We start from the raw sequence: 24,865 nt of genomic DNA on the forward strand, positions 1-24,865 counted from the left end.
ATTTCCATTACAGATTGAAGTCGTTTGCCGACCAGTCATGGTCCGTATTATTGACCTCAATAATAAGGTCGGCAATTCCGTCGCCGTCACTATCAGCCTCGATATGCAGATATTGCGTATCGCTTGCCTGTTCCGGCACCACGATCCGCAATTCGCCTGCCGCACCGGAGAAGTCGCTTTCGCCAATGAAATGGTAAGGCTGGTTGCCAGCGGTATTTGTATCCGCATCGAGACGGCTCAGATCGATCTTGTCACCGTCAGTTGCGCTGAAGTCGGTAATGTGGGCAGTCCGCCCGAACGTCTCGAAGATAAACGTGTCTGCTCCAGACCCACCGCTCAGCCAATTATTGCCGTCGCCACCATTAAGAATGTCATTGCCTTCGCCGCCGTTCAAGCGGTCATCGCCCGCACTGCCATTCAGGACATCGTCGCCCGACCCGCCACGAAGGAAATCATCGCCTTCGCCGCCTAACAGCGTGTCATTGCCATCGCCGCCATCAATCCAATCCGTGCCGGCTCCACCATTCAGCTGATCATCGCCGCCATCGCCGCTGATCCTGTCATCGCCGGAGCCACCAAACACTTTGTCATCGCCGTCGCCAGCATTGACCCAGTTTGCAGCGCCGCTGGTGTGGATCTCGTCATCACCAGCCCCGGCATCAATCCAGTTGGTTCCTTCGCCGCCGTCAATCGCGTCATTGCCGGTGCCGCCACTGATGCGGTCGTCGCCGTCGCCGCCATTCAGAACGTCATCGCCAGCGCCGCCGATCAGTGTGTCGTCGCCAGCATCGCCGCGAATATGATCATCGCCCAGACCGCCATTGAGATAGTCATTTCCTGTACCGCCGTCGAGCCAGTCATTACCGGCACCGCCGAGCAATTGGTCATCGCCTTCGTCGCCACTAAGCCGGTCATCGCCATTGCCGCCGTCGAGAACATCATTGCCAGCGCCGCCATAGGCGTAGTCTTCGCCTTCGCCGCCGAGCAGCTTGTCGTCGCCTGTTCCGCCGTCCAGCCAGTCATTGCCGGCACCGCCGACCAATGTGTCATTGCCGGCGCCGCCGCCAAGGCCGTCATCCCCGTCGAGGCCAGCCAGAACATTGTCTCCGGCATCGCCGGAAATGACATCGTTGAAACCGGAACCCACAACGTTTTCGAAACCGACGGCAAGCCGGTCACCTTCCGCATCGCCATGCCAACCGCCGAGCGTGCCCGAACCGTCAAGTCCGCCCAGACGTACCATGACTCCTTCTTTCGAACCGGCATAACCCAGCGTGTCGATACCCTCATTGCCGAACAGCAAATCGGTTCCGCTCCCACCTTCGATATATTCGTTGCCGCTGCCACCGAAAATTGTGTCGTCACCATTATTGCCGATAATGACCTCGTCGAGACCATTTTCCGGATGAATATTCAAAAGGTCGAGCAGGGATTGATTGAGCGCCATGGCAGTCCTCGATTGGAGAGTTTAACTCAGATAAGCTTGGATATATTTTGAATATGAACTACAAATTTAGTTCTATTCCAACCCAAATTTTTATGACAAAGTATGTTTGAAATATAGCTTCAATATATTTCAAAAGTTGAATTAAAATATATTTGGAATTTCGCTTATCTTTCAACGAACGCAGGTTTGAGTAACGAAGGGTACGCCGCCCTATGCCGCCAATTGCCTCCGAAAAAAAGTTTGGCCATGGCCGCCGAAATTCATGGAGGCTCTGTGAAGTTTGCTTCCTGGAAAATTGAAAAGAAAGCTTTGTCTCCTGCGTGATTTGACCGTATCGGTTGGAAACTTCGCATTGTTTGCCGATTTTTTCCCAAAAACTGGCAAATTTTGCCGAATATTCTCTATCGCTACGTGTGTTTTAGTTGTGATCGGTTGATAATTCACCGTGAGCCCAGCCTTTTGACCCGGAATGTTTCCGCTGTTTCATCTTGACACATTGCAAGCCAGCGCGACGCGACTAATATATTAATTGACCAATTGGAGAGTTACATGGACACCCTCACTGCACCGCGGCATTTGCGCCTGCATGCCAGCGACAATGTCGTCGTTGCTGTCGACACGTTTCAGGTCGGGCAACGCATTGAAAATGTTACCGTAACGGATCGCGTGCCGCGCGGCCACAAACTCGCTTCGCGGTTGATTGCCAAGGGCGAGCCGGTTCGCAAATTTGGCCAGATCATTGGTTCTGCTTCCAAGCAGATCGAGCCAGGCCAATGGGTGCATGAACATAATCTCGATTACAGCGATTTCGCGCGCGAACCTGATACGGCTCACGCGACCTCCGTGCATGGCGTACTGCCAATTAGCCAACGTGCTGTTTTTGAAGGGTTTCGCCGCGCCAATGGGCGTGCCGGAACGCGCAATTATATCGGCGTTTTGACCTCCGTGAACTGCTCCGCTTCGGTTGCCCGGTTCATCGCTGAGGCAGTGCAAAAGTCCGGTATTCTTGACGAATATCCGATGGTTGACGGCATAATTCCGCTGGTTCATGGCGGTGGATGCGCGCTTGATGTGAAGGGTGAGGGTTACGAGGTTTTGAAGCGTACCCAGTGGGGCTATGCGACCAATCCCAATATCGCCGCAGTGCTCATGGTCGGCCTTGGATGCGAGGGATTCCAGATCGGACGCTGGAAAGAAGCCTATAATATTGTCGAAAGCGACACATTCCGCAGCCTGACAATTCAGGAGGTGGGCGGCACGCGTAAGACCATGGAAGCGGGTGTCGCTGCCGTGCGTGACATGCTGCCGACAGCGGCAAATGTGAAGCGCGAAACCATTCCCGCATCGGAACTCATGCTCGCCTTGCAATGCGGCGGCTCGGACGGTTATTCCGGCATTACCGCCAATCCGGCGTTGGGCGCGGCCGTTGATCTTCTGGTGCAGCAGGGTGGCACCGCCATTCTTTCCGAAACGCCGGAGATTTATGGTGCAGAACACCTGTTGATTGAGCGCGCTTCAAACCCTGAAGCGGTCGAACGCCTGCAATCGGTCATCGCTTGGTGGGAAGATTACACGGCGCGTAACCGCATGGAAATGAACAATAATCCTTCACCCGGCAATAAGGCGGGCGGATTGACCACTATCCTTGAGAAGTCGCTTGGCGCGGTGGCAAAGTCTGGCACAACGCCGCTCGAAGCGGTCTATGGCTATGCGGAACCAGTTACGGCGCGCGGTCTGGTTTTCATGGATACTCCCGGCTACGATCCAGTTTCCGCGACGGGCCAGGTGGCAGGCGGTGCCAATATTCTTGCCTTCACCACGGGCCGTGGTTCTGCCTATGGCTGCAAGCCGACGCCTTCCATTAAGCTCGCTACCAATACCCCGATGTATACGCAGATGATCGAGGATATGGATATCAATTGCGGTGACGTCCTCGACGGTGTCTCCATCGAAGACAAGGGACGCGAAATATTCGAGCATATCCTGAAGATCGCTTCAGGTGAGCGCAGCAAATCCGAGGCCCTGGGCTATGGCGATGCGGAATTCGTGCCATGGCAAATCGGGGCCACAATGTAAGGTCTCCCCAAAGAAATGAGTTAAATCAAGGGAGCCGGGGCTCCCTTTTTTATGGAATTCCCGACTTAGGCGAATATTGAGGGCGGGTTGCTTTTCCTCCGATTAATATACTAATATGATTATTCTTGTTTTGGGAGAAATAAGAATAATCGGTCATTTCTGGGAGGAAAATAATGATCCGAATTAATCGCAGACAAGCAATCGGGGGATTGGCTGGCATTGCCGGAATAACTGCAATGCCGCGCTTTTCTTTTGCGCAATCACTACCTCTGCCATCGTCACCTGTCGCGCTGAACATCATCGATGTAGCTGGAAATCTGCAGCTGACACAGGCGGCAATCGAGAAGTTTGCCAAGGAAAATCCAGCACTTATATCGAAAGTGATTTTCTCGCGCGCCCCTTCACCGGAGCTTCCGGCCAAGCTCAAGGCGCAGCAGACTGCCAACCGGGTCGATATTGATCTGGTGCTGACAGGCCCCGGCGCTATGTCAGATGGCATTACACAAGGTCTTTGGATCGATGTCTGGACGAAATACCCGGACCTCTTGCCGAAAGCAGATGAAATCTATCATGAGAAGGCACTCATGATGCAGAAGAATTTCGGCCAAAATGAAGGCGTGGCTGTCGTCTACTCACCCTCCGGACCATTGTTTGAATATGCGCCGGATCGCGTCAAAACAGTGCCGAAGAATGCGGAAGAATTGCTCGCTTGGGTCAAGGCGAATCCCGGCCGTTTTTGTTACGCGCGCCCGGTTAATTCGGGACCCGGATGGACCTTCTTGATGGCCATGCCCTATATTCTCGGTGATAAAAACCCCAGCGATCCCATCAATGGCTGGGAAAAGACATGGGCATATTTGAAAGAACTCGATCAGGGCATTGATTATTACCCACCCGGCACCACCGCGACCATGAAGGAGTTTGCTGAAGGCACGCGTGATATGATCGTGTCCACCTTCGGTTGGGACATTAATCCGCGCGTCCTTGGCGTGGTACCCAAGGAAGCAGAAACCTTTGCGCTTGATAGCACCCATTGGGTTCCGGACACCCAGTTCATGTGTATTCCGCGCGGGGTTGGTGATGACAAGGTTGCCGTGCTGCTCAAGCTCATGTCCTACATGCTCGAACCGGCGCAGCAGGCCTATACCTATGACAAGGGCTATTTCTATCCCGGTCCGGCAGTAAAGGACGTTCCGCTCAATATGGCGCCGCAGGAAAGCCAGGATGTCATCGCCGAGTTTGGGCGCCCAATCTATGAAGATTTGATCGCGAAATATCCGGTGGAGGCTCCCTTGAAGCCGCAATTGCTTGTTGCAGCTTTTGAAAAATGGGACCGTGAAGTCGGTGCCAATAAGATGAACAAGTAGCAGGTAAAAGTCATGCGGTTTGCCGTCATTGGCATTGATCATCGTCATATCTACCATATGATCAATGGTCTGATTGAAGCCGGCGCTGAGTGCGCCGGTTTCGTTTCGCAAACATCAGACGGGAAAATTCTCGAAGGCATTGCCGAGCGTTTTCCCGACCTGAAATCCGTACCCGATGGCCGGGTTTTTATCGATGATCCATCGATTGAGATAATCGTTACAGCGGCAGTGCCAAGTGAGCGCGCAGCAATTGCCATTGCAGCCATGAAGGCTGGCAAGGACGTAATGGCGGACAAGCCGGGTATCACCGATTACGCACAGCTTGCAGAGATCGAAAAGGTCGTAGCGGAAACGGGACGCATATTCTCCATCTGCTTTTCGGAGCGTTTCGTTGTTCCAGCAACCGGAGTGGCGCAGAAGCTGATTGATGAGGGTTCCATCGGGCGTGTAATCCAGACTATCGGTCTTGGACCCCATAGGCTGAACCGCCTCATTCGGCCTGACTGGTTCTTCGATCCTGCATTTTACGGCGGCATTCTGGTCGATATTGCTTCGCACCAGATCGATCAGTTTCTGATCTATACAGGGTCTGACACTGCGGAGATCATATCCAGCGCAATTGGCCATTTTGGTGCCGACGATATTCCGGCGTTTCAGGATTTTGGCGAAGTGTTACTGCGCAGCGATCACGCAACCGGCTATGTTCGCGTGGATTGGTTCACCGCCGATGGGCTTTCCACCTGGGGCGACGGCAGGCTGATCATTCTTGGCACAGAAGGCACGATCGAGCTGCGTAAATATGTCGATATTGCTGGTCGCGACGGGGCGGACCACGTGTTCCTCGTGAACGGCAAGGGCACAAAACATATAGATGCGAGCCAGGAACCGATCACTTACTTCAGGACCTTTCTGACGGATGTGCGCGAGCGCAGTGAAACTACGATGAAGCAAAGCCATGTCTTTACCGTGAGCAGACTGGCGCTTGACGCACAAAAACGCGCGACCATCCTCGCGCACCGCCCCGCGTTTCGACCGCAGGAGAACAAGCAATGAAAAAGCCGGGCCTTGCAATCATCGGCCTTGGTCCCGCGGCGCTGCCCCATGCGAAGAGCCTTGTCGACCTTCAGGGCAAGGTGGATGTGATATGGGCGGCCAGCAGGACAAAGGAGCGTACGGAAGAGTTTTCAAAGAGTTTTCCTTTTCCGGTGACCAACGATGTTGATGCTGCCATCGCAGACCCTGCGGTGGACATTGTGCTGGTGTTGACACCGGCCAATGCCCACCTTGAAATCGCCGAGAAGAGTTTTGCCGCTGGCAAACATGTGCTTCTGGAAAAACCGTTGGACATTACGTTGCAACGTGCGGAGCAGATTGTTTCACGCGGCCGTGCCAGCGGGCTGACATTCGGTGTTGTATTGCAGCACAGGTTCAGGCCCGCCAGCCTCAGGCTACGCCAAGCGCTGGAAGACAAGAGTCTGGGTGATGTGCAGGCAACGTCGCTACGCGTACCCTGGTGGCGTCCGCAGAGTTATTATGATGAAGGTGGAAGGGGAACCTTCGCTCGCGATGGGGGAGGCGTGCTGCTATCGCAGGCAATCCACGCATTGGATTTGTTCCGTTCGCTTCTTCCCATCAGCACTATTGTGGCCTCGCAGGTACGAACGACCGCTCTGCATCGCATGGAATCGGAAGATCATGTGACAGCCTTAATGACCCTGGCCAATGGCGCGCCTGCATCTCTTTTGGCCACGACAGCCGCCTTTCCGGGTTTTCCGGAAACCCTGGAAATCACCGGATCGCTTGGTTCGGCTCATCTTGTGGGCGGCGCCTTGAAGCTTTCCTGGTTGGATGGACACGAGGAAATCATCGAGGCGGAAGGCAAGTCCGGCAGTGGGGCGAATATCATGGATTTCCCCCATGATGCGCATCGGGCGCTCATTGCGGATTTTCTGGCCGCAGTCGCCGAAAAACGGGACCCAATAGTGACAGGGGAAGAAGCTCTGGCGACCCAAAAATTTATCGGGGATATCATCCGGGCGGATCCGTCCAATCTCCAGCCAGTTTGAGCAGCTTTGAAATGAAAACCCGCCGGAATGATTCCGGCGAGTTTTGCATCTGCAGATCAGGCCGTTGTCTGTTGTGTCTTTGCCCGTGCCACGATCTGTGTCGGGTTGACGAAACGCAGTGCGATAAGCAACCAGACCAGCGTGGTGACCATATAGACAACCGCCATCGCGTCGATCGACTGCACGGCACGAACGCCGGATGCAAATACCGAGTAGTAAAGGGCGACCACAAGCGTCTGGCTGGTTGGTCCGGCGGTCAGGAAGGTCAGCTCGAACATGGCCACCGTGCGCACCAGTACCAATAGCAGTGCTGCAAGTATGCCGGGCAGGAGCATTGGCAGCAGCACATATCGGAACAATTGGAATGTGCCGGCTCCAAACACCCGTGCGGCAGCTTCAACCTTCGGATCGATCTGCTCTATGAAGGGGATCATCACCAGAATAACGAACGGCACTGTCGGCACCAGATTGGCAAGAACCACACCCCAGAAAGTGCCGCCTACGCCCGCTTGATAGAGCACCGTGGCCAGTGGAATACCAAAGGTAATCGGCGGCACGAGCAGCGGCAAAAGAAACAGGAGCATGATCAGTTTCTTGCCGGGAAAGTTGCGGCGCGCCAAAGCATAGGCAGCCGTAACGCCGAGCAGGCCCGAAAGCGCCACCACCGTGAAGACAATCTGGAATGTAACGATCAGCACGTCGCTAAGCTGGAATTCCGACCATGCGGTGAAATACCATTTTGTCGTCCATCCGGCGGGTAGCCAAGTGCCAAGCCAACGCGTACCGAAAGAGGATATGACGACTGTTGCGATCATCGCCAGAAGATTGATGATGAAGAAGGCGACCACCACCCATACGGCAGTGATCCAGAGCTTTGCTCCAATGGTCGTATCGCGGATCATCGTCAGCCCTTTCCGCCAGCGGTCGAGCCGCGATAGAACAAGTTACGAATAGAGAGCAGTGACACCACAATCAGTAACTGGACGGCTGCCATGATCATGGCGATGGCCGATGCCATTGAATAGTCATACTGCTCGAAAGCTGCCTGATAGGCCGCAATGGAAATGACGCGGGTGGGTCCTGCCGGCGCGCCAAGCAGAACGGCTGAAGGAAAGACTGCGAAGGCCTGCACAAAGGACAGACAGAACGCAATGGTGAGGCCGGGCACAAGCAAAGGCCACATCACATAACGAAAACGCTGCCAACTTTTTGCGCCATGCGTGGCGGCAGCCTGCTCCAATGCCGGGTCGATGCCTGAAACATAGGACAGGGTCAGCAGGAAGGTGAATGGAAAGCCGGTAATGATCAGCGATGCGAAAACGCCCCAATAATTATTGGTGAGCTTTACCGGACTGTCGATCATGCCGATCATCATCAATGTACGGCTGAACCAACCTTGCGGACCAAGGTAGTTCAACAATCCTTCTGCTACCAGCACCGTGCCAAGCGTAACTGGCAAAACCAGTATCGTCGTCAACAAACGCTGGTGGGTCATCAGACGAACACGGAAGGCTACCGGCAGGGATATGGCAATGCTTATCAGGGTAACCGGCACCGCAAGCCAAAGCGTCGTCAGGATCGTGTCATAGAGAAACGGGTCGGAGAAGAACTTCTGATAATTGGCAAACATGCCTCCCTCTTTGGGTTCAAAGGAGAGGATAAGACCGTAAATGAACGGGTAGATAAAAACCGCCAGCAGGAAAATAACCGCTGGCAAGACAAGCAATGTCACACCGTCAATCCCGCGCAGGGCGAGCCGCTGGCGCAAAGATAAATGGTTGACCGAAGGCGTTGAGGTCACACTGGTCATGGCTGTCACGCCGCAAAAGCCAGCGCACGCGCCGGATCGACTGAAAGCCAGATAGCGCTGCCCAGTGCAGCCGTCTGAGGTGCATGAAATACAAGCTCAAGCCCTTCAGCAGTGCGAGCGGTCCCAACGAATTCACGACCGCGATATTCGATGGTTTCGACGACAGCTTCGACAGTCGTTCCGGATTTCGTCCCCGCGACAACATCATCGGCACGAGCTGCCACAACTGCAGTGTCACCAACCTTCAACGTGTCTCGGGCAATTCCGGATAGCGTTGAAGCGCCAACGGCAATGCTGGTCTTATCTCCGTCAACCGCAATGACTTTCCCGGTCAGGCGATTGCGATATCCCATGAATTCAGCCACATCCAAATGGTCGGGACGCTCATAGAGATCGCTCGGCACGCCAACCTGACGGATTTCGCCATCCCGCAGCACGACAACCCGATCAGCAAGCGACAGAGCTTCATCCTGATCATGCGTTACATAGATGGTTGTCGCACCAAGCTGGTTGTGAATACGGCGGATTTCGGCGCGCATTTCAAGGCGCAGCTTCGCATCGAGATTTGAAAGCGGCTCGTCCATCAGCACCAAAGGCGGTTCGATGACAATGGCACGGGCAATGGCGACACGCTGCTGTTGGCCCCCGGAAAGCTGGCCTGGCAATTTATGTCCCTGTCCTTGCAACCGCACCAGATTCAAGGCTTCTTCGATGCGCTTTTCAGCCTCAGCCTTGGGCACGCGGCGCATCTTTAATCCAAAGCCGATATTCTGTCTGACGGTCATATGCGGAAAAAGCGCATAGTTCTGAAACACCATACCAAAGCCGCGATCTTCGGGCTTCAACGTGTCAATGCGCTTGTCGTCAATGAAGATACCTCCACCCGTAGTGGACAGAAGACCGGCGATGCAGTTCAGCGCCGTGGATTTGCCACAGCCGGAAGGGCCGAGCAAAGCGATGAATTCTCCTTTTCGGATCGAAAGAGAAACATCTTTAAGCGCATTGTGCGAACCGAAGGCACGGCTCATCCGATCGAGACGGATTTCCTTGAACGGGGATGACGCAAGCAGCATCGATTACCTCATAATTATAAGCCATCCGGTCTCACCGGGTGGCTCCATGTTCGTCTAGGGATCAGGACTTTTTGGCTGCGACTTCTTCATCCCAGCGGCGGAAAGCCACGACCATGGATGATGGCTCGAGGGGAATTTCGACCGGGTTATTGGCGATCCAGTCAGCATATTCGGCACGACCGAATTCAGCGATGGCATCCTGACTTTCCTGGGGGGCCATCGTAATGGGAACATCCTTCACCGCAGGACCCGGATAGAAGTAACCTTGATCATAAGTATATGCCTGCTGCTCTGGTGTAAGCAGGAAGCTCATCAGATCAAGCAGAACAGCAAGCTTCTCATCGGCGATACCTTTTGGCACGCACATGTAATGCGCGTCAGCGACCCAATGGAAACCTTTCAACGGTGCAACAGCGGCTTCCTTCGGGACAACGCCCAGCACACGTGGATTGATATCCCAGCCGGTGGTGGAAACGGTCATGTCGCGCGTTCCTTCGCCGAGTTCCTTCATCAAGGCGCCCGTGCCGGTTGGGTAGTATTCAATATATTTGTGCAATTCCTTAAGATAGGCCCAGGTCTTGTCCCAGCCTTTGACCGGATCTCGCGGGTCGATATCGCCCAGCAAATAGGGCAGGCCCATCAAAAATGTACGGCCCGGGCCGGAGTTTGCGGGGCGCGCATAGAGGAACTTGTTTGGATTTTCCTTTGCCCACGCAAGCAGTTCCTCGGCGGTCGTTGGAACTTTTTTCACACGCTCCGGCATATATTCGAGGAGCGGCCCAGAGGGGTAATAGGTTACGATTACGCCGTGATCCTTGCCCAAGGCGAGCATGCGGTGCGCAGGCTCGAGATAGATTTTAGCAAGATCGGGCAAGGAAGCTGAATGATCCGGCAAAAGCTTGACCCACAAATCCTGGTCAAGACCCGCCGAAAGCGCATCTGTGCCCGTCAATACAAGATCGATATCGAGCCTGTTTGCGGCCTGCTGTGCCTTGATTTTTCCGGGAAGTTCCGGTGCCGGCGCTTTCGTGAAGGTGATCTTAGAAACGAGTTCCGGTTTTGCCTTGGCGTAGTTTTCGATCGCCGTTTGCGTCAGTGCAAGGTTGCCCGCCACGTCAGCAATATTCAATGTGATGGGTGAACTCGGCAAAGCCAGTTTGGATTGAGCAAAAAGACGTGTTGCCGGCAAGGTGGCAACCGCTGCCAATCCGGCAATAGCGTGCCTGCGTGTAATGCGGATCATGACTTCCTCCCTGTTTAATTCTCTCGCCCTATTTTCGGGCACGACCAGCTTCCCGACTGGTCAGTATTGTCTAATATATTAATCTATCAGATGGAGATAGCAAGGGCCTTCATCTTAGACTATCTGTGTAACGGTTTTTGCTGCTCCAAGTCGCATCAACTTCGCAAGTTGGGTCTTTACCAATTGAACGAATGCTTCATTTTCTGGCAAATCCCGTCCAAATATTTGGTCCATTCCGATAAATGCGGTCACCAACTCCTCGGCATTGTTCTTGTTCGCTGCGCGCTTCTTGAGTTCAGCTGCAAGCGGATCGCGAACGTCGATAGCGTCTCCTTTTTCGTCTGCGCCAGTCACGTATCGCATCCAGGCGGCTACTCCGAGCGCCAGACGATCAAACGGCAAGCCGTTGTCGATACATTTGCGGATAGTATTCAAAAGGCGTTGGGGCAGTTTCTGTGAGCCGTCCATGGCAATCTGCCACGTACGATGCCTAAGAGCAGGATTACAGAAGCGTTCACGCAATTGCGCCTTGTAAGCCTCCAGATCGAAACCCGGAAGCGGTGGAAGCGTAGGGGAAATTTCCTCATCCATCATCGCTTTGATGAGTTCGCTGAAACCTGGAGCTTTCATAACGTCCGAGACCGTTTCATGGCCCGCCAGATAGCCAAGATATGCCAATGTGGAGTGGCTGCCATTCAGGAGCCGAAGCTTCATCAGTTCAAAAGCATCAATATCTTCCACGAAGGTTGCGCCGAAATTTTCCCAAGCTGGTCGGCCAGCCGGAAAATGATCTTCTATAACCCACTGCGTGAAGGGTTCGGTCATAATCGGCCAGGCATCAACCAGCCCTGTTGCGCTCAAAGTCGTTGCGCGGTCAGCTTCAGTGGTCGCTGGAACAATGCGATCAACCATCGTTGATGGAAAGGCGATGTTCTCCTTGATGTAATTTGCAAGTTCGGAATCGCGCAGTTCAGCAAAGCGTGTCACTACACGTCGCAACGTCTCGCCATTTGCGGGAAGATTGTCACACGATAGAAGCGTAAAAGGTTCGATCTTATTGGCGCGCCGACGAGAAATAGCTTCAACGATGAAGCCTATCGCCGATTTCGGAGCAGCGGGGTTCGCAAGATCGTGAACAATGTCGGGATGAGCTTCGTCGAGCGCTGCGGAAGCCGGTGAATAGCAATAGCCCTTTTCGGTCACGGTAAGCGAGACAATCCGAACCGCCGCATTCGTCATGGCGTCGAGAACGGCAGCCGGATTTTCCGGGGCGACTATAAGCCCGCCAATGCTTCCGATCACACGGAAGCTGTCTTCATCTCCACTGCGTGTTGCAACGGTATAAAGCCCGTCCTGTGGCTCCAAAGCATCACGTGTATCACCACTGCGCAAAGACACGCCGAGGATACCCCAGCTATTATCGCCGCTGGCCAATACGCTATCCGTATAAACTGCCTGATGCGCGCGATGAAAAGCTCCAATGCCAAGATGAACTATGCCAATTTTTGTCTGGCTTCGATCATATCCAGGGCGCGTCACCTCCTTTGACAGATGTGAAAGTGTTGCATTGGAGAGACGTGCTGGTTTAGTCATTTTTGTATTCTTTCAGTCAAAGCTTGTAGGCTTGTTTTGCCAGGCGATAGGCCAAGTCATGGGCAATTTCATGCGCCTCGTCTTCGTCCAGTCGATGATCGGCAACAAGCCGGGCAAGATATGAGCAATCGACCCGCCGCGCCATATCGTGCCGCGCCGGGATGGAGAGATAAGCTCGCGTGTCATCGTTAAAGCCGACCGTATTGTAGAAACCAGCGGTTTCAGTCGTCAATTCACGAAACCTGCGCATCCCTTCAGGACTATCATGAAACCACCATGCAGGTCCGAGCCGCAGGGCAGGGTAATGACCTGCCAAAGGTGCAAGTTCCCGGCTGTAACTTGTCTCATCCAGCGTAAACAGAATGAGTGTCAGGCGGCTATCATTGCCGAATGCGTCTAATAGCGGCTTCAATTCCTCCACATAGCCTGTTGATCGCGGAATGTCGGCACCCTTATCCATGCCAAAGCGCTCGAACACCGATGCATTATGGTTTCGGAAGGAACCCGGGTGTATCTGCATGACCAGCCCGTCTTCGGTGCTCATGCGCGCCATTTCGGTCAACATTTGAGCTCGGAAAAGATCCGCATCGGCCACTGAGGCGTTCTTCAATACACGCTCAAACAATGCCGAAGCTTCCGAAGCCGAAAGATTGGCGGTACGCGCGTTCGGATGGCCATGATCTGATGATGTAGCGCCACGCTTCTTGAAGTAGGCTCGCCTTATGCGATGAGCTTCAAGATAACCCTGGTAATCAAGCTTCGTGCCAGCCAAAGCGGTGAAGCTCTCAACATTGCTCCGGAAATCCGGACGCGATGCGTCAATCACGGCATCGGGGCGATAGGCTGGCACCACGCGGCCATCCCAGCCGGATTTTAGTATCGCATCATGTGCGGCCAGATCGTCTGTAGCGGCATCCGTGGTGGAGATGGCTTCAATCCCGAACTGTTTGTAGAGGGCCCGGGGACGCATTGATGGATCAGCCAACCGACCAGCGATTTTGTCATAGAGCGCGTCTGCATTTTTCTCCGTAAGGCGCTCTTCAATCCCAAATACGGTTTCGAGTGCATGCTGGAACCAAAGTCGTGATGGAGTGCCTCGAAACAGATAAAAATGTTTCGCAAACAAGCGCCATATCTTGCGCCCGTCGGTCTCGACCGGCCCGCCATCCTGTCTTGGCACACCAAGATCCTCAAGCTGGATACCTTGCGAGTAAAGCATGCGGAAAATATAATGGTCGGGCTTTACAAAAAGGCTGGCAGGATCGGGAAAAGCCTCATCCTTGGCATACCATGATGGATCCGTATGGCCGTGTGGTGAGATGATAGGTAGACGCTCCACTGCGTCGAACAAGCGTCTCGCAATCAAACGCGCGTCAGATTCAATTGGGAATAGTCTGTCTGGGTGGAGTGCCATGGATGTTCCTCGCCGCCGTTCAATTGATGTGAACGATGATCTTGGCGAAGAGTAAATAATAATATATTAGTATGTCAACAGCGTGCGATCGCGTTTATATCGCCGGATAACGATGCCATTGGACTATGAATTTATACGGAATTCCATCATTCAATGAGACTGACGGTCTGTGATAGGTGGAAATGGAGTGCTGAAATGACAGCAGAGAATGTCGGGGGGAAGACTGCGGAGCTAGCATCGCCAGCGCCGGAATCCAAGCCTGATCGCGCCGTTCAAGCTGCGCGATCCAGTTCGAGAGGCGCTCCGGCAGGGCGTATGACCACCGCGATGGCTATTTATCGCGAACTTCATGCAGCCATTGTCGCCATGGAAATGACGCCTGGCACCGCACTTAACGAGAAAGTTTTGACGGAGCGTTTCGGTGTGAGCCGCACGCCTGTCCGCGAAGCATTGATCCGCCTCGTTGAAGACGGACTTGTCGACGTGTTTCCGCAATCGGGAACTTTCGTTGCCCGTATTCCTGTAGCATTGATACCGCAAGCGGTGATCATCCGGCAGGCGCTTGAAGGCGCTACGGTCGAACGCGCGGCGGCGGTTGCGACGGCGAAGGATGTGGAATGGCTGGACGAGATACTCGCCCGCCAGCATTTCTTTGCCGATCGGCAGAATATGAGCGCATTCCACGAAGCTGATGAGGCCTTTCATGAGGCCATCGCGGGAATATCCGGACATCCTGGCATCTGGCACTATTTAAAACCCGTGAAAGTGCAGATTGACCGGGCACGGCGTATGACGCTGCCGGGTCTGGGCCGCATGAACCATGTTCTTTCCGAACACAAGATCATTCGCGACGCGATTGAAAGCCATGACGTTCCCGCCGCTTGCGCGGCAATGAAGCAGCATTTGAATGCCGTCATTCCCGACATTGAAACATTGAGAAAAACCCACCCTGGATCATTTGTCTGATCCGCGGTTGGAATACGAAAATTTGACGGAGGAATAATGCGTCAGGCATGGAGATGGTTTGGACCCAAGGCCGGGGTTTCGCTGGATAATGTGCGTCAGGCAGGCGCGACCGATATTGTATCTGCCCTGCATGAAGTGCCAATCGGCGAGGCTTGGACGACAGATCAGGTTCGCGCTCGTAAATCATTAATTGAATCGACTCCATCGGATCGTACACCGCTCACATGGTCCGTGGTGGAAAGCATTCCAATTCCTGATGCCGTAAAGCGTCTTGGTGGCGCGGCAAAGCACGAAATTGCCGCGTGGATCGCCAGCATGGAGGCGCTTAGCGCCAATGACATCAAGGTCATTTGCTACAACTTCATGCCCGTCGTCGATTGGTGCCGTACAGATCTTGATTATGTAACGCCCACGGGCTCGACGGCCATGCGTTTCGACCATAATAGCTTCGCCGTATTCGATCTGCATATCCTGCAGCGTAACGGCGCTGAAAAAGACTATTCTGCTGCCGATCGTGAAATCGCCAGCGATCTTTACGAAGCCATGGGCGCACAGGAGATTTCTGACCTCACCCGCAATATTGCGAGTGCGCTTCCAGGGTCGACTACTGAACCGCTTACTATTCCAGCCTTCCGCGACAAGCTTGAAGCCTATTCTGGCATTGATGCACCGCGTTTACGCAAGCATCTGATCGAATTTCTTGAAGCTGTGACGCCTGTGGCCGACGATCTTGGCGTGAAGCTTACCTTGCATCCGGATGATCCGCCCCGTTCGCTCTTTGGCTTGCCGCGTATTGCTTCGACAGAAGCCGATTATGCCGCCTTGTTCGACGCTGTGCCATCTGCTGCAAATGGCATGTGTTTCTGTACAGGGAGCCTTGGCGTACGCGCCGATAATGATTTGCCAAAGATTGCGCGGCGCTTTGCCTCGCGCATTCATTTCTCCCATTTGCGTGCAACAACGCGTGAGGGCGATGGGCGCAGTTTCCATGAAGCAGCGCATTTGGAAGGCGATGTTGATATGGTTGCGGTGTTGCGCGAATTGCTCGCCGAAGATAGAAAGCGTGCCAAGTCGGACAGCATTATTTTCCGCTCGGACCACGGTCATCGCATGCTTGATGATCTGAACAAGGAAGTTACCCCCGGTTACCCTGCAATCGGTCGTCTGCGGGGGCTTGCCGAGCTGCGCGGTATTATTCACGCTCTGGACGCGAGCGCACTCGTTTAAATCTGATCACATTTTGGATTTTCTTCAGCCCCGGTTCAAATCGAGCCGGGGTTTCTACATCTAAAGACTTAATGGTTTTTAATCCTTTTAGCGCCAACCCACATCTTAATGGCATCCTGTTTAATAATTCGATCATAAATCATCACATTATCGCCATAGTTCGAAAGCCCCAGAGGCATATCTAAACCCCAGATAAGCAACCGTGATCACGTTTTGAGTCACAATAAGACAAGTTTTTTTAGTAACTTGGCATTTCTATTCAGATAGACTCAACTGTTCTTATCAATCGCGACACCTCGGTGCCACATTTCTACAAAATAGAAGAGGCGCATCATCCGCGCTGCGATCTACTTGCCCAAGATCATTTCCGAGCGTGTTTCTTCATCAGGCGTTTCTGCCGTGGGCCATTTAAAGTGCGATTTATTTATGATCTCTTTTGCAGGTATCCGTTCGGTACTCGTCACCTCCATTGTTCTTTTAATGTTTGGTGCGGCTTCCGCCAATGCCGCATGCGGTGGCGCTTCCTGGTATGCACTTCACTCCAAAACCGCCTCAGGTGAACGCATGAACCCTTCCGCTCTCACAGCTGCGCATCGCACGCTTCCTTTCGGCTCCAAGGTTAAAGTTACCAATCAGCGCAATGGCAAATCCATCGTCGTGCGTATCAATGATCGGGGTCCGTTCATCAAAGGTCGTGTGATCGATCTTTCAAAGGGAGCTGCAAACCGTCTGGGCTTTGTCGGCGCGGGTCACACAAATATCTGCATGGCCCGTCTCTAATAAATGCGCCAATAATCTCGGCATTGACCTTGATCGTTGAACGTGACATCGCCATGTGAACATTCGCGTTAAAATCGGGGGCGTTCCATGGCACTGAAAGTCGCGGTCCAGATGGACCATATCAATTCTATCCGGATCGGCGGCGATACGTCCTTCGCGCTTTGTCTTGAAGCGCAAAAGCGCGGTCATGAGCTTTATCACTATACGCCCGACCGGCTGAGCATGCGCGATGGTGTTGTCCATGCACGGGTTGAAGAGCTGAGTGTTCGCGACATAGAGGGTGACCACTTCACGCTTGGTGAGCAGATATCCCGCGACCTGTCAGAGATGGATGTGGTGTTGCTGCGGCAAGATCCGCCGTTTGACATGAACTACATCACGACAACCCATATGCTGGAGCGCATTCATCCGAAGACGCTCGTTGTCAATGACCCTGCCTGGGTGCGCAACAGTCCGGAAAAGATTTTCGTTACCGAGTTTCCCGATCTCATGCCGGAAACGCTTATCACCAAAGACCCACAGGAAATCGCTGATTTTCGTAAAGAGTTTGGCGACATTATTCTGAAGCCGCTTTACGGCAATGGCGGCGCAGGCGTATTTCATCTGGCTGATGGTGACCGCAATCTGACATCGCTGCTGGAAATGTTCGGCCAGATGTTCCGCGAACCCTTTATCGCGCAGCGCTATCTCAAGGATGTCCGCGCCGGCGACAAGCGCATCATCCTGATTGACGGTGAACCAGTGGGCGCGATCAACCGGGTTCCTTCCGAAACCGATGCACGGTCCAACATGCATGTTGGCGGGCGGGCCGAGAAGACCGAGCTGACAGACCGCGAGCGCGAAATTTGTGCCCGGATCGGCCCGTCATTGCGTGAAAGAGGTTTCATCCTCGTCGGGATCGATGTCATTGGCGACTATATGACCGAAATCAATGTGACTTCTCCCGACCGGTGTAAGGGAAGTCAAAAAGTTCGGCGGTGCTGATATTGCGGCTTTGTTCTGGGATTCAGTGGAAGCCAAGCGGCGATAAAATTCGCCTGTTCACTCAATGTTCTTGTCATGCGTGATGAAACGTGCTGATGTGAAAACATTAGCACTTTTTCATTTTGGATTATTGTATTTTCAAGGATCATTGCATGGTTACCCGTGTCCGTACGGTCGCCTTTCAGGGCATTGAGGCCCAGCCCGTCGATGTGCAGGTGATGATCGCTCCCGGGAAAATGGGGATGCATATTGTTGGTCTTCCGGACAAGGCTGTTGCCGAAAGCCGCGAGCGCGTACAGGCAGCTTTGCATGCATCCGGACTTTCGATGCCCGTCAAGAAGGTTACCGTAAATCTTGCTCCCGCAGATTTGCCCAAGGAAGGCAGTCATTATGACTTGCCCATTGCGGTTGGGCTTATGGCTGGCCTTGGAGCCATTCCGGCTGATGCGCTGCAATCCTATGTCGTGCTGGGCGAGCTTTCACTTGATGGCACAATAACGCACGTTGCAGGCGTCCTGCCCGCTGCCATTGCGGCAAACCGGCAGGATCGTGGCCTTATATGTCCTGCGCCTTGTGGACCAGAAGCGGCATGGGCTGGTTCGGAGATCGATATACTCGCGCCGCGCAGCCTGATTGCCCTCGCTAATCACTTTCGTGGCACGCAGGTTTTGTCGCGCCCGGAACCTGCAATGCAGGCCAGTGCGACGGGCTTGCCGGATTTGACCGATATAAGGGGGCAGGAGAGTGCCCGACGTGCTTTGGAGGTCGCAGCTGCCGGCGGACACAATATGCTGATGTCGGGCCCTCCAGGGTCCGGAAAATCCATGCTGGCGCAACGGCTTCCCTCTATCCTGCCGCCATTATTGCCGCGCGAATTGCTGGATGTATCGATGATAGCTTCCATCGCAGGCGAGCTGATGGGTGGTAAGCTGACCGACCGACGTCCCTTCCGTGCGCCCCACCACTCTGCATCCATGGCGGCGATGGTGGGCGGAGGAATACGGGCGAGACCGGGCGAGGTCTCGCTCGCCCATCGCGGCATATTGTTTCTCGATGAGTTTCCTGAATTTACACCGCAAGTTCTGGATTCGCTGCGGCAACCGCTGGAGACTGGAGAGTGCATGATTGCCCGGGCCAACCATCGCATATCCTATCCGGCGCAAATCCAGCTGATTGCTGCCATGAACCCGTGCAAATGCGGCATGGCGAGTGAACCGGGGCACCGTTGTGCAAGAGGCCCAAGATGCCGCGAGGACTATCAGGCGCGGATTTCAGGCCCACTGCTGGATCGTATTGATATCAGGATTGACGTACCTTCCGTGAGCGCGGCTGATCTTATCAAGCCTTCGGCTTCGGAAAGCAGCGCAGTGGTGGCGCAACGCGTTGCGCGCGCCCGCACGATGCAGAAGCTGCGTTTCGAGCAGCTGGGGGTTTCGGCCATTACGACCAATGCGCAATGTTCTGTCGCGATAATCGAGAAAATAGCTCAACCGGACAAAGCACGCACGGCTCTGCTGCATCAAGCCAGCGAGCAGATGAAGTTTTCGGCCAGAGCCTATCACCGGGTGCTCAAGGTAGCGCGAACTTTGGCGGATCTGGAAGGACAGGAAACAATCGGTCGTATCCATCTCGCCGAAGCTATCTCATACCGAATGGGTGCAGATATGGCGACGACGCAGCATGAAAGTATAAGAGGTTATTGATGGCACATTGATAAACGGCTGATCCCCATTTCGGTCATGAAAACATCCTGCGCCAGCGAAATGGACGCGGCGATGGCGATATTGGCCAATTATACGCAATGCGTGATGCCAGATGATGAATTCTGGATCATTGGAGATTTCAGCCATGGTCGGCAAAAGCATAAGGCAGGTTATCTAAAATCGCTGTTTGAGCGAGTCCCGGGCAACAAGCATCTTATTTGTTAGCAATCACGACAACAGACAGGTGAAAACACTCGGCTGGGCACCCATTTCCCAATTGATTGAAATCAAGGACGGCGAGCAAAGCCTGACCTTGTGTCACTATCCTATGTTTACCTGGAGCCATGCAAGATGTGGAGCAATTCAGCTGTTCGGGCATGTCCACCAACACTGGCAGGGTTCGTGTAACAGCATTAATGTTGGTGTCGATCTTTGGAATTTCATGCCGGTCCGCATTGATACGATCAGGCAACGCGCTAAAGACTTACCGGTGAACCAACATTGGCATCTGGTCGAACGCAATGCGGATATTTTTAGCTAGAGCCTTCTCGTTCAACAGAGCGATTTACTTAAAGATGGGTTGAACGCTGTTACTGAACTGAACCAACCAGAATGTTGCTTGGGGCTTCAATGCTGACCCAACGGCCTGTATTGTTGGAGGCCTGACGCTTCAGAAAGGTGTAATCGGTCTCCGACCAGTTCTTCACGCCATCAACGAGATTGTCGAGGATGAAGTCGCCGCGATCGGTGCGTACGGTTTAAGACGGCATGACCTTCGCCATCAGGCTTGCGAACGACAGTTATCAAAAGATTGGCTGGCGAAATACCAGCTTCCATCAAATCGCGACGTTTCAAAAGAACGTAATCTTCGCAATCGCCGACCGCATCGGGATAAGCCCAGAATTCTTCAACACCATAGATTTCCATATCGGTCAGTGGCTTGATCTTCTGGTTATCATTGCTGTTGACGCTGACAATGAGCTGCCAGAAATCATGATTCATCGTTTCCGGCATTACATTCCGGCTTTTGATGTTACATTCTGCGGGAAGCCTTTTGCAAAACTCGTAATGACCGATCGGCTGTGATGTCATTCCACCCGTCTGCATGAAAGGCTCCGCGGCGGCGGCAGGATTTGCACAAAATGCAGCAGTGAAAAGCGCAAGGGCAAAGCCCAAGGATTTCATTTTGTTGACTGCTGCAAACATTCTTAACTCCAACCGACTGCCGATCATTAACAAAACGTTAATGTCGGAGTGGACCATGAGTCAATCACAATGGCGCCACGATCCCGCCATTGTTAATATATGGTTAAAATTTGAACTTTCGCACTTCCGCAATAGTGATGATGTAATTTTCGGCGCTTTTTGTCATATCCTGTTGAAGGAAAGCCATCCGGACAACGCTTTGGAACGGCGCTGCCTTGCTCCGTAAATAATTGATATGGCGCGCCTTTTAAAAGTGGCCGTTCTGTGCGGATTGGTTCCTGCCGGAAGGTTTTGTACTTGGTGCTCAATCTAATGGATTAGCCTGAAAGCCCTGACAACGGCCGTGTCGTGCTAAAGTTGGCTGATCTTAAAAGTTCAGCCAAAGAATGCACGCATCCTTTGGCTGTTCCGATCAAACCTTATCAATCGACAGAAAGAACATCTCCCGTGCGACGATCAACACTGACCTCGATATCCCGGCCGCGACGATCAAGGCCTTCAATCACATAGCGCGAGCGTGTTCTTTTCACTTCATCGACGGTCCTCACCCCTTCAGCGCGCGCAATACGAACGGCCTGGCGCTCGCTGATCTCGCGGCGATCCCGATCTCTGCGGTCGCGCCGGTCCATACGATCCGGCTCAACGATACGCACACCATCGGGACCCAACTGGATACTTTGCGCGAAAGTCTGTGGCACAGCCGTGAGTGCCATAAGGGATGCCGCACCAATAATAATCAATTTCTTCAACATGATTTTCGTCTCCTCCGATAAACAGTCAATTCCCCAGCTTGCTCAAGGAAACGCTTTATAAGCAATAGCGTTCCCTTGGTTGTGTCTTATCAGTGTGGCATCTGCACAGGATTGACTATTCCAGCGCGAAGGAACCAGTCTTGATTTCACCGGCCCTATGATAGGTATTAATGACCACGCCGGTCGTTGAAGCCTTCGAACCAACCAGTTTCAGTGCGCCGGGCTTGGCCTCCGCGCTGAAAAAGGCTTTGCCTTTGCCCAGCACAATCGGGAAAACCCAAAGGTTCAGCTCATCGATAAGATCATCCGCCAGCAATGCGTGCACGAGCTGGCTGCTGCCTTGAATAAGTATGTCGGCACCATCAGATTGGCGGAGTTTGCGCACTGCTTCGGTTATATTGGGATCAAGTGCGACAGTGTTCTTCCAGGTGAGCGTATCGGGGGAAGCGGTGGCTACATATTTTGTGGCAGCGTTGAATTTGTCACCAATAAGGTCACCCGCTTCGACTCGTGGCCAATGTGCTGCAAAAATATCATATGTTCTGCGGCCAAGCAGAAGATCGAAAGGTGTAGCCATGGCCTTGTCCATGACCTCACCCATGATTTCGTCCCAGTAATGAAATGTCCAGCCGCCATATTTGAAGCCGCCATCCGTGTCCTCCTCGGGGCCGCCTGGCGCCTGCATTATACCGTCGAGTGACAGGAAGGCTGTTGCGATGATCTTTCTCATGTCTGTGTTCCTCACTTTGGGTTGTATGAAACTAGGACGAACAAGCCTTGTCTTTCCCGACATGGTTTTTGATTTTTTTAGCAATAGGATTCCAGGCTGACGTTGCTATGTTCGGCACTTCACATCGCGGCGGAAGTCCGACGGAGACATGCCGGCAATATTGCGAAATGACTTGTTGAAAGCGCTCAGCGAACCGAACCCGCTCTCCATAGCCACCTGCAAGACATTGACTTCCTGCCGGAGCAGCATTGCCTGTGCATAGGAAAGCCGTAGCAAAGTGACATAATTATTGAGCGTCATGCCTGTCGATTTCTTGAAAACGCTCATCGCATATTTTGGATGCAGATTGGCCGAGACAGCGATATCGACGGAATCGATATCTTCCAGGAAATTGGCGGATATGAAATCGCACATGCGGCTGACTGCACGCGCCGACTGCTGAATGGACGAAGCTTCGAACGCCCCAACCGGCTTTTCAGGAACCATTCGATAGGGCTCGAAGCAGATGCGCTCAATTCGAAGCAATAATTCGCTGACCGCATGCGCTTCTTTGGAGGGATTGCCGGAACGCGCATAATGAAACCATCGTACAAAATTCTCTTTGTCGGCGGCATCAGTCGCCGATGTGACCAATGTTCGGCCCTGCATCAATTGGCTGGGTACGGTTTCGGGCAGATGCATCCGAAAAAAATGCACAAGCGGCAGATGCGCACCTGCATAGATCGCATCGTCGGATGAATCGTCCATTTGATGGGGTTGTCCACCCCAGAACAGGCACATATCGCCTGCATTGAGGCGAATGGCATGATCATTCATTCGATAATGAACTGTGCCGCTGATGATATAGTTGACTTCTACCTGCGCATGCCAATGAGGCATAGTCATAGTTGCGGGGTGGTTGTAAAACATCTGCAACGAAGTCGGCATTCCCTCGACGCTGCTTGCTCCGGGATGGTAAACCGGCCTTTCCCGCATCTTACTTTCCGCCCAGTTCATGTGTCCTTTTTAGGAGACAGGTGCTCCCTTGCCGCTACTGTAGCCATGTTTGCAAAGAGCGAGCAATTGAAAAGGGAGGAATTTCAATGCGCTTCAAATCTTTTTGCGTGACAGCGATTGTCACGATACTTGGCTTAAGCACCGCGCCGGCATTGGCGCAATCCGGCAATATAACAATTTGGGCATGGGATGTAGCGGCTTCATCCTTGAAGTTGGTACTTGAGGATTTCAACAAGAAGTTTCCCGATATCAAGGTTGACGTTCAGGATTTGGGCAATCAGCAAGTGTTCGACAAGACGCTGGCCGCCTGTGCTGCCGGTGGCGCGGGACTGCCCGATATTGTGCAAGTCGAAAATTTCGAAGCTGAAATTATATGGAACCGCTTTCCCGATTGCTTCAGCAATTTGAAGGATCTGGGCTATACGGCCGACATACAGGCCAAATTTCCGGAGTTTAAACGTACCGAGCTGGAAGTCGGCGATGTCGCTTATGCTATGCCTTGGGATTCTGGGCCGGTGGCGGTTTTCTATCGGCGGGATTTCTATGAAAAGGCCGGTGTTGATCCGGCATCGATCAAGAGCTGGGATGATTTTATCGAGGCGGGTAAAAAAATCGCTGCCACCAATTCCGGTGTCAGCATGGCGCAAGCCGATTTCAATGGCGACAGCGAATGGTTCCGGATGCTCGCTAATGAGCAAGGTTGTGGATATTTTTCCACGGATGGTCAGTCTATTACGATCAATAGACCGGCATGCGTGGCGGCGCTGGAAAAGGTGAAGGAGATGAAAAGCGCCGGTACGCTGGCAGCCGGCAATTGGAATGAAAAGATTCAGTCCAGCACGGCGGGTACAGTCGCAAGTCAGCTTTACGGCGGCTGGTACGAAGGCACTATTCGCTCCAATTCTCCCAAGCTGGATGGCAAATGGGGTGTTTATCCCATGCCGAGCCTGACTGCTGATGGTCCGCACGCCGCCAATATAGGCGGTTCAGCACTGGCTATCAGCGGCACTTCGGAAAACAAGGAGGCGGCATGGGCATATCTCAATTATGCCCTTGGGACCAATGAGGGGCAGGTTGCCATGCTCAAAGGGTATGGCCTTGTGCCTTCTTTGTTAAGTGCTGCCAGTGATCCTTTCATTTCGCAACCCCAGCCCTATTGGGGCGGGCAGGCAATCTGGTCTGATATTCTGGCTACACTCCCCAAAATCGTGCCAAGCCGCGGAACGGCGTTCCAGGGGGATGCTGATAATATATTCAAGGCAACCCAGATCAAATACTTCGAAGGTGGGTATCCAGATGCAAAGACAGCTCTGGGCGATGCCGCAGCTCAGATTGCATCGGCGACCGGCCTTCCGGTCGCGGAATAATCCTCATCACCGGGCGGGCAGTATGCCTGTCCGGTTGCCTGTCGATTGGCATTCACGCCAAGGGG

Annotated in this window: 21 protein-coding genes and 2 pseudogenes; 12 read left to right on the plus strand and 11 right to left on the minus strand. The window is 53.3% G+C overall.

The genetic code is table 11. The features are described from left to right. Positions 1 to 7 precede the first annotated feature (7 nt). Positions 8 to 1,447, minus strand: coding sequence for a calcium-binding protein (locus QFZ34_RS13080; protein WP_115054558.1), 1,440 nt, complete (start codon positions 1,445 to 1,447; stop codon positions 8 to 10). Between the two features lie 549 nt (positions 1,448 to 1,996). On the opposite strand from QFZ34_RS13080, the gene QFZ34_RS13085 reads away from it, so the two are divergent. From QFZ34_RS13085 to QFZ34_RS13100, 4 genes are all read left to right on the plus strand, one after another. Continuing rightward, the gene (locus tag QFZ34_RS13085; protein ID WP_307281649.1) at positions 1,997 to 3,523 is read left to right on the plus strand and encodes a UxaA family hydrolase; all 1,527 of its coding nucleotides are present in this window, start codon (positions 1,997 to 1,999) and stop codon (positions 3,521 to 3,523) included. A gap of 176 nt (positions 3,524 to 3,699) precedes the next feature. Beyond that, positions 3,700 to 4,890 (plus strand): extracellular solute-binding protein, encoded by a 1,191-nt coding sequence (locus QFZ34_RS13090; protein ID WP_307286300.1) that lies wholly within the window; start codon positions 3,700 to 3,702, stop codon positions 4,888 to 4,890. A gap of 12 nt (positions 4,891 to 4,902) precedes the next feature. After that, positions 4,903 to 5,943: a Gfo/Idh/MocA family protein gene (locus QFZ34_RS13095; RefSeq protein WP_307281651.1), complete on the plus strand. Its 1,041-nt coding sequence runs from the start codon at positions 4,903 to 4,905 to the stop codon at positions 5,941 to 5,943. Continuing rightward, a complete protein-coding gene (locus QFZ34_RS13100; RefSeq protein WP_307281655.1) occupies positions 5,940 to 6,956 on the plus strand; it encodes a Gfo/Idh/MocA family protein in 1,017 nt (338 codons plus the stop codon). The genes QFZ34_RS13095 and QFZ34_RS13100 overlap by 4 nt, the downstream gene beginning before the upstream one ends. Positions 6,957 to 7,012: 56 nt before the next feature. Here QFZ34_RS13100 and QFZ34_RS13105 read toward each other — a convergent pair whose 3' ends face one another. The 6 genes from QFZ34_RS13105 to uxaC all read right to left on the minus strand — a co-directional run bounded on the left by QFZ34_RS13105 (position 7,013) and on the right by uxaC (position 14,089). Then, positions 7,013 to 7,858 (minus strand): ABC transporter permease, encoded by an 846-nt coding sequence (locus QFZ34_RS13105; RefSeq protein WP_307281657.1) that lies wholly within the window; start codon positions 7,856 to 7,858, stop codon positions 7,013 to 7,015. Positions 7,859 to 7,860: 2 nt separating this feature from the next. Next, on the minus strand, positions 7,861 to 8,766 hold the full coding sequence (locus QFZ34_RS13110; RefSeq protein WP_370878748.1) for an ABC transporter permease: 906 nt from the start codon (positions 8,764 to 8,766) through the stop codon (positions 7,861 to 7,863). A 5-nt stretch (positions 8,767 to 8,771) separates the two neighbouring features. After that, the gene (locus QFZ34_RS13115) at positions 8,772 to 9,839 is read right to left on the minus strand and encodes an ABC transporter ATP-binding protein (protein ID WP_115054564.1); all 1,068 of its coding nucleotides are present in this window, start codon (positions 9,837 to 9,839) and stop codon (positions 8,772 to 8,774) included. Between the two features lie 61 nt (positions 9,840 to 9,900). Beyond that, positions 9,901 to 11,079, minus strand: coding sequence for an ABC transporter substrate-binding protein (locus QFZ34_RS13120; RefSeq protein ID WP_115054800.1), 1,179 nt, complete (start codon positions 11,077 to 11,079; stop codon positions 9,901 to 9,903). Between the two features lie 117 nt (positions 11,080 to 11,196). After that, a complete protein-coding gene (locus QFZ34_RS13125; RefSeq protein WP_307281661.1) occupies positions 11,197 to 12,675 on the minus strand; it encodes a mannitol dehydrogenase family protein in 1,479 nt (492 codons plus the stop codon). Between the two features lie 16 nt (positions 12,676 to 12,691). Continuing rightward, positions 12,692 to 14,089 (minus strand): glucuronate isomerase, encoded by a 1,398-nt coding sequence (gene uxaC / locus QFZ34_RS13130; RefSeq protein ID WP_307281664.1) that lies wholly within the window; start codon positions 14,087 to 14,089, stop codon positions 12,692 to 12,694. A gap of 195 nt (positions 14,090 to 14,284) precedes the next feature. Between uxaC and QFZ34_RS13135 the strand changes: the two genes are divergently transcribed. From QFZ34_RS13135 to QFZ34_RS13160, 6 genes and pseudogenes are all read left to right on the plus strand, one after another. Next, entirely contained in the window at positions 14,285 to 15,055 is a 771-nt protein-coding gene (locus QFZ34_RS13135) for a GntR family transcriptional regulator (protein ID WP_115054567.1), read from the plus strand. A gap of 36 nt (positions 15,056 to 15,091) precedes the next feature. Next, the gene (uxuA, locus tag QFZ34_RS13140) at positions 15,092 to 16,282 is read left to right on the plus strand and encodes a mannonate dehydratase (protein WP_307281668.1); all 1,191 of its coding nucleotides are present in this window, start codon (positions 15,092 to 15,094) and stop codon (positions 16,280 to 16,282) included. A gap of 426 nt (positions 16,283 to 16,708) precedes the next feature. Next, positions 16,709 to 17,062: a septal ring lytic transglycosylase RlpA family protein gene (locus tag QFZ34_RS13145; RefSeq protein ID WP_307281671.1), complete on the plus strand. Its 354-nt coding sequence runs from the start codon at positions 16,709 to 16,711 to the stop codon at positions 17,060 to 17,062. A gap of 87 nt (positions 17,063 to 17,149) precedes the next feature. Then, positions 17,150 to 18,092, plus strand: a pseudogene (gshB, locus tag QFZ34_RS13150) (glutathione synthase). A 106-nt stretch (positions 18,093 to 18,198) separates the two neighbouring features. Beyond that, a complete protein-coding gene (locus QFZ34_RS13155; protein WP_307281674.1) occupies positions 18,199 to 19,749 on the plus strand; it encodes a YifB family Mg chelatase-like AAA ATPase in 1,551 nt (516 codons plus the stop codon). Between the two features lie 244 nt (positions 19,750 to 19,993). After that, positions 19,994 to 20,290 carry a metallophosphoesterase family protein gene (locus QFZ34_RS13160; RefSeq protein ID WP_307281677.1) on the plus strand — a complete coding sequence of 99 codons (297 nt, stop codon included), beginning with the start codon at positions 19,994 to 19,996 and terminating at the stop codon, positions 20,288 to 20,290. 49 nt (positions 20,291 to 20,339) lie between these two features. On the opposite strand, the pseudogene QFZ34_RS13165 reads toward QFZ34_RS13160, so the two are convergent. Further along, positions 20,340 to 20,955, minus strand: a pseudogene (locus tag QFZ34_RS13165) (transglutaminase-like cysteine peptidase). Between QFZ34_RS13165 and QFZ34_RS13170 the strand changes: the two are divergent. Continuing rightward, entirely contained in the window at positions 20,855 to 21,181 is a 327-nt protein-coding gene (locus QFZ34_RS13170; protein WP_162802590.1) for a hypothetical protein, read from the plus strand. The pseudogene QFZ34_RS13165 and the gene QFZ34_RS13170 overlap by 101 nt on opposite strands. 196 nt (positions 21,182 to 21,377) lie before the next feature. On the opposite strand, the gene QFZ34_RS13175 is transcribed toward QFZ34_RS13170, so the two are convergent. The 3 genes from QFZ34_RS13175 to QFZ34_RS13185 form a co-directional block, all read right to left on the minus strand. Beyond that, complete coding sequence (locus tag QFZ34_RS13175; protein ID WP_115054573.1) at positions 21,378 to 21,707, minus strand: PepSY domain-containing protein; 330 nt, start codon at positions 21,705 to 21,707, stop codon at positions 21,378 to 21,380. Between the two features lie 115 nt (positions 21,708 to 21,822). Then, positions 21,823 to 22,437 (minus strand): dihydrofolate reductase family protein, encoded by a 615-nt coding sequence (locus QFZ34_RS13180; protein ID WP_307281682.1) that lies wholly within the window; start codon positions 22,435 to 22,437, stop codon positions 21,823 to 21,825. A 105-nt stretch (positions 22,438 to 22,542) separates the two neighbouring features. Then, positions 22,543 to 23,433 (minus strand): helix-turn-helix domain-containing protein, encoded by an 891-nt coding sequence (locus QFZ34_RS13185; RefSeq protein WP_115054575.1) that lies wholly within the window; start codon positions 23,431 to 23,433, stop codon positions 22,543 to 22,545. A gap of 86 nt (positions 23,434 to 23,519) precedes the next feature. On the opposite strand from QFZ34_RS13185, the gene QFZ34_RS13190 reads away from it, so the two are divergent. Next, positions 23,520 to 24,800, plus strand: coding sequence for an ABC transporter substrate-binding protein (locus tag QFZ34_RS13190; RefSeq protein ID WP_307281685.1), 1,281 nt, complete (start codon positions 23,520 to 23,522; stop codon positions 24,798 to 24,800). Positions 24,801 to 24,865 lie beyond the last annotated feature (65 nt).

Origin of the sequence: Phyllobacterium ifriqiyense, from assembly GCF_030817885.1 — a bacterium.
Lineage (GTDB): Bacteria > Pseudomonadota > Alphaproteobacteria > Rhizobiales > Rhizobiaceae > Phyllobacterium > Phyllobacterium ifriqiyense.

Excerpts from the sequence above, each read along its gene's own strand:
- QFZ34_RS13100 (WP_307281655.1), top strand. The coding sequence starts at position 5,940 with ATGAAAAAGCCGGGCCTTGCAATCATCGGCCTTGGTCCCGCGGCGCTG.
- QFZ34_RS13180 (WP_307281682.1), bottom strand. The coding sequence starts at position 22,437 with ATGAGAAAGATCATCGCAACAGCCTTCCTGTCACTCGACGGTATAATG.
- QFZ34_RS13095 (WP_307281651.1), top strand. The coding sequence starts at position 4,903 with ATGCGGTTTGCCGTCATTGGCATTGATCATCGTCATATCTACCATATG.
- uxuA (WP_307281668.1), top strand. The coding sequence starts at position 15,092 with ATGCGTCAGGCATGGAGATGGTTTGGACCCAAGGCCGGGGTTTCGCTG.
- QFZ34_RS13135 (WP_115054567.1), top strand. The coding sequence starts at position 14,285 with ATGACAGCAGAGAATGTCGGGGGGAAGACTGCGGAGCTAGCATCGCCA.
- QFZ34_RS13175 (WP_115054573.1), bottom strand. The coding sequence starts at position 21,707 with ATGTTGAAGAAATTGATTATTATTGGTGCGGCATCCCTTATGGCACTC.
- QFZ34_RS13155 (WP_307281674.1), top strand. The coding sequence starts at position 18,199 with ATGGTTACCCGTGTCCGTACGGTCGCCTTTCAGGGCATTGAGGCCCAG.
- QFZ34_RS13110 (WP_370878748.1), bottom strand. The coding sequence starts at position 8,766 with ATGACCAGTGTGACCTCAACGCCTTCGGTCAACCATTTATCTTTGCGC.
- QFZ34_RS13125 (WP_307281661.1), bottom strand. The coding sequence starts at position 12,675 with ATGACTAAACCAGCACGTCTCTCCAATGCAACACTTTCACATCTGTCA.
- QFZ34_RS13170 (WP_162802590.1), top strand. The coding sequence starts at position 20,855 with ATGAAAGGCTCCGCGGCGGCGGCAGGATTTGCACAAAATGCAGCAGTG.
- QFZ34_RS13115 (WP_115054564.1), bottom strand. The coding sequence starts at position 9,839 with ATGCTGCTTGCGTCATCCCCGTTCAAGGAAATCCGTCTCGATCGGATG.
- QFZ34_RS13185 (WP_115054575.1), bottom strand. The coding sequence starts at position 23,433 with ATGAACTGGGCGGAAAGTAAGATGCGGGAAAGGCCGGTTTACCATCCC.
- QFZ34_RS13190 (WP_307281685.1), top strand. The coding sequence starts at position 23,520 with ATGCGCTTCAAATCTTTTTGCGTGACAGCGATTGTCACGATACTTGGC.
- QFZ34_RS13085 (WP_307281649.1), top strand. The coding sequence starts at position 1,997 with ATGGACACCCTCACTGCACCGCGGCATTTGCGCCTGCATGCCAGCGAC.
- uxaC (WP_307281664.1), bottom strand. The coding sequence starts at position 14,089 with ATGGCACTCCACCCAGACAGACTATTCCCAATTGAATCTGACGCGCGT.
- QFZ34_RS13080 (WP_115054558.1), bottom strand. The coding sequence starts at position 1,447 with ATGGCGCTCAATCAATCCCTGCTCGACCTTTTGAATATTCATCCGGAA.
- QFZ34_RS13105 (WP_307281657.1), bottom strand. The coding sequence starts at position 7,858 with ATGATCCGCGATACGACCATTGGAGCAAAGCTCTGGATCACTGCCGTA.
- QFZ34_RS13145 (WP_307281671.1), top strand. The coding sequence starts at position 16,709 with ATGATCTCTTTTGCAGGTATCCGTTCGGTACTCGTCACCTCCATTGTT.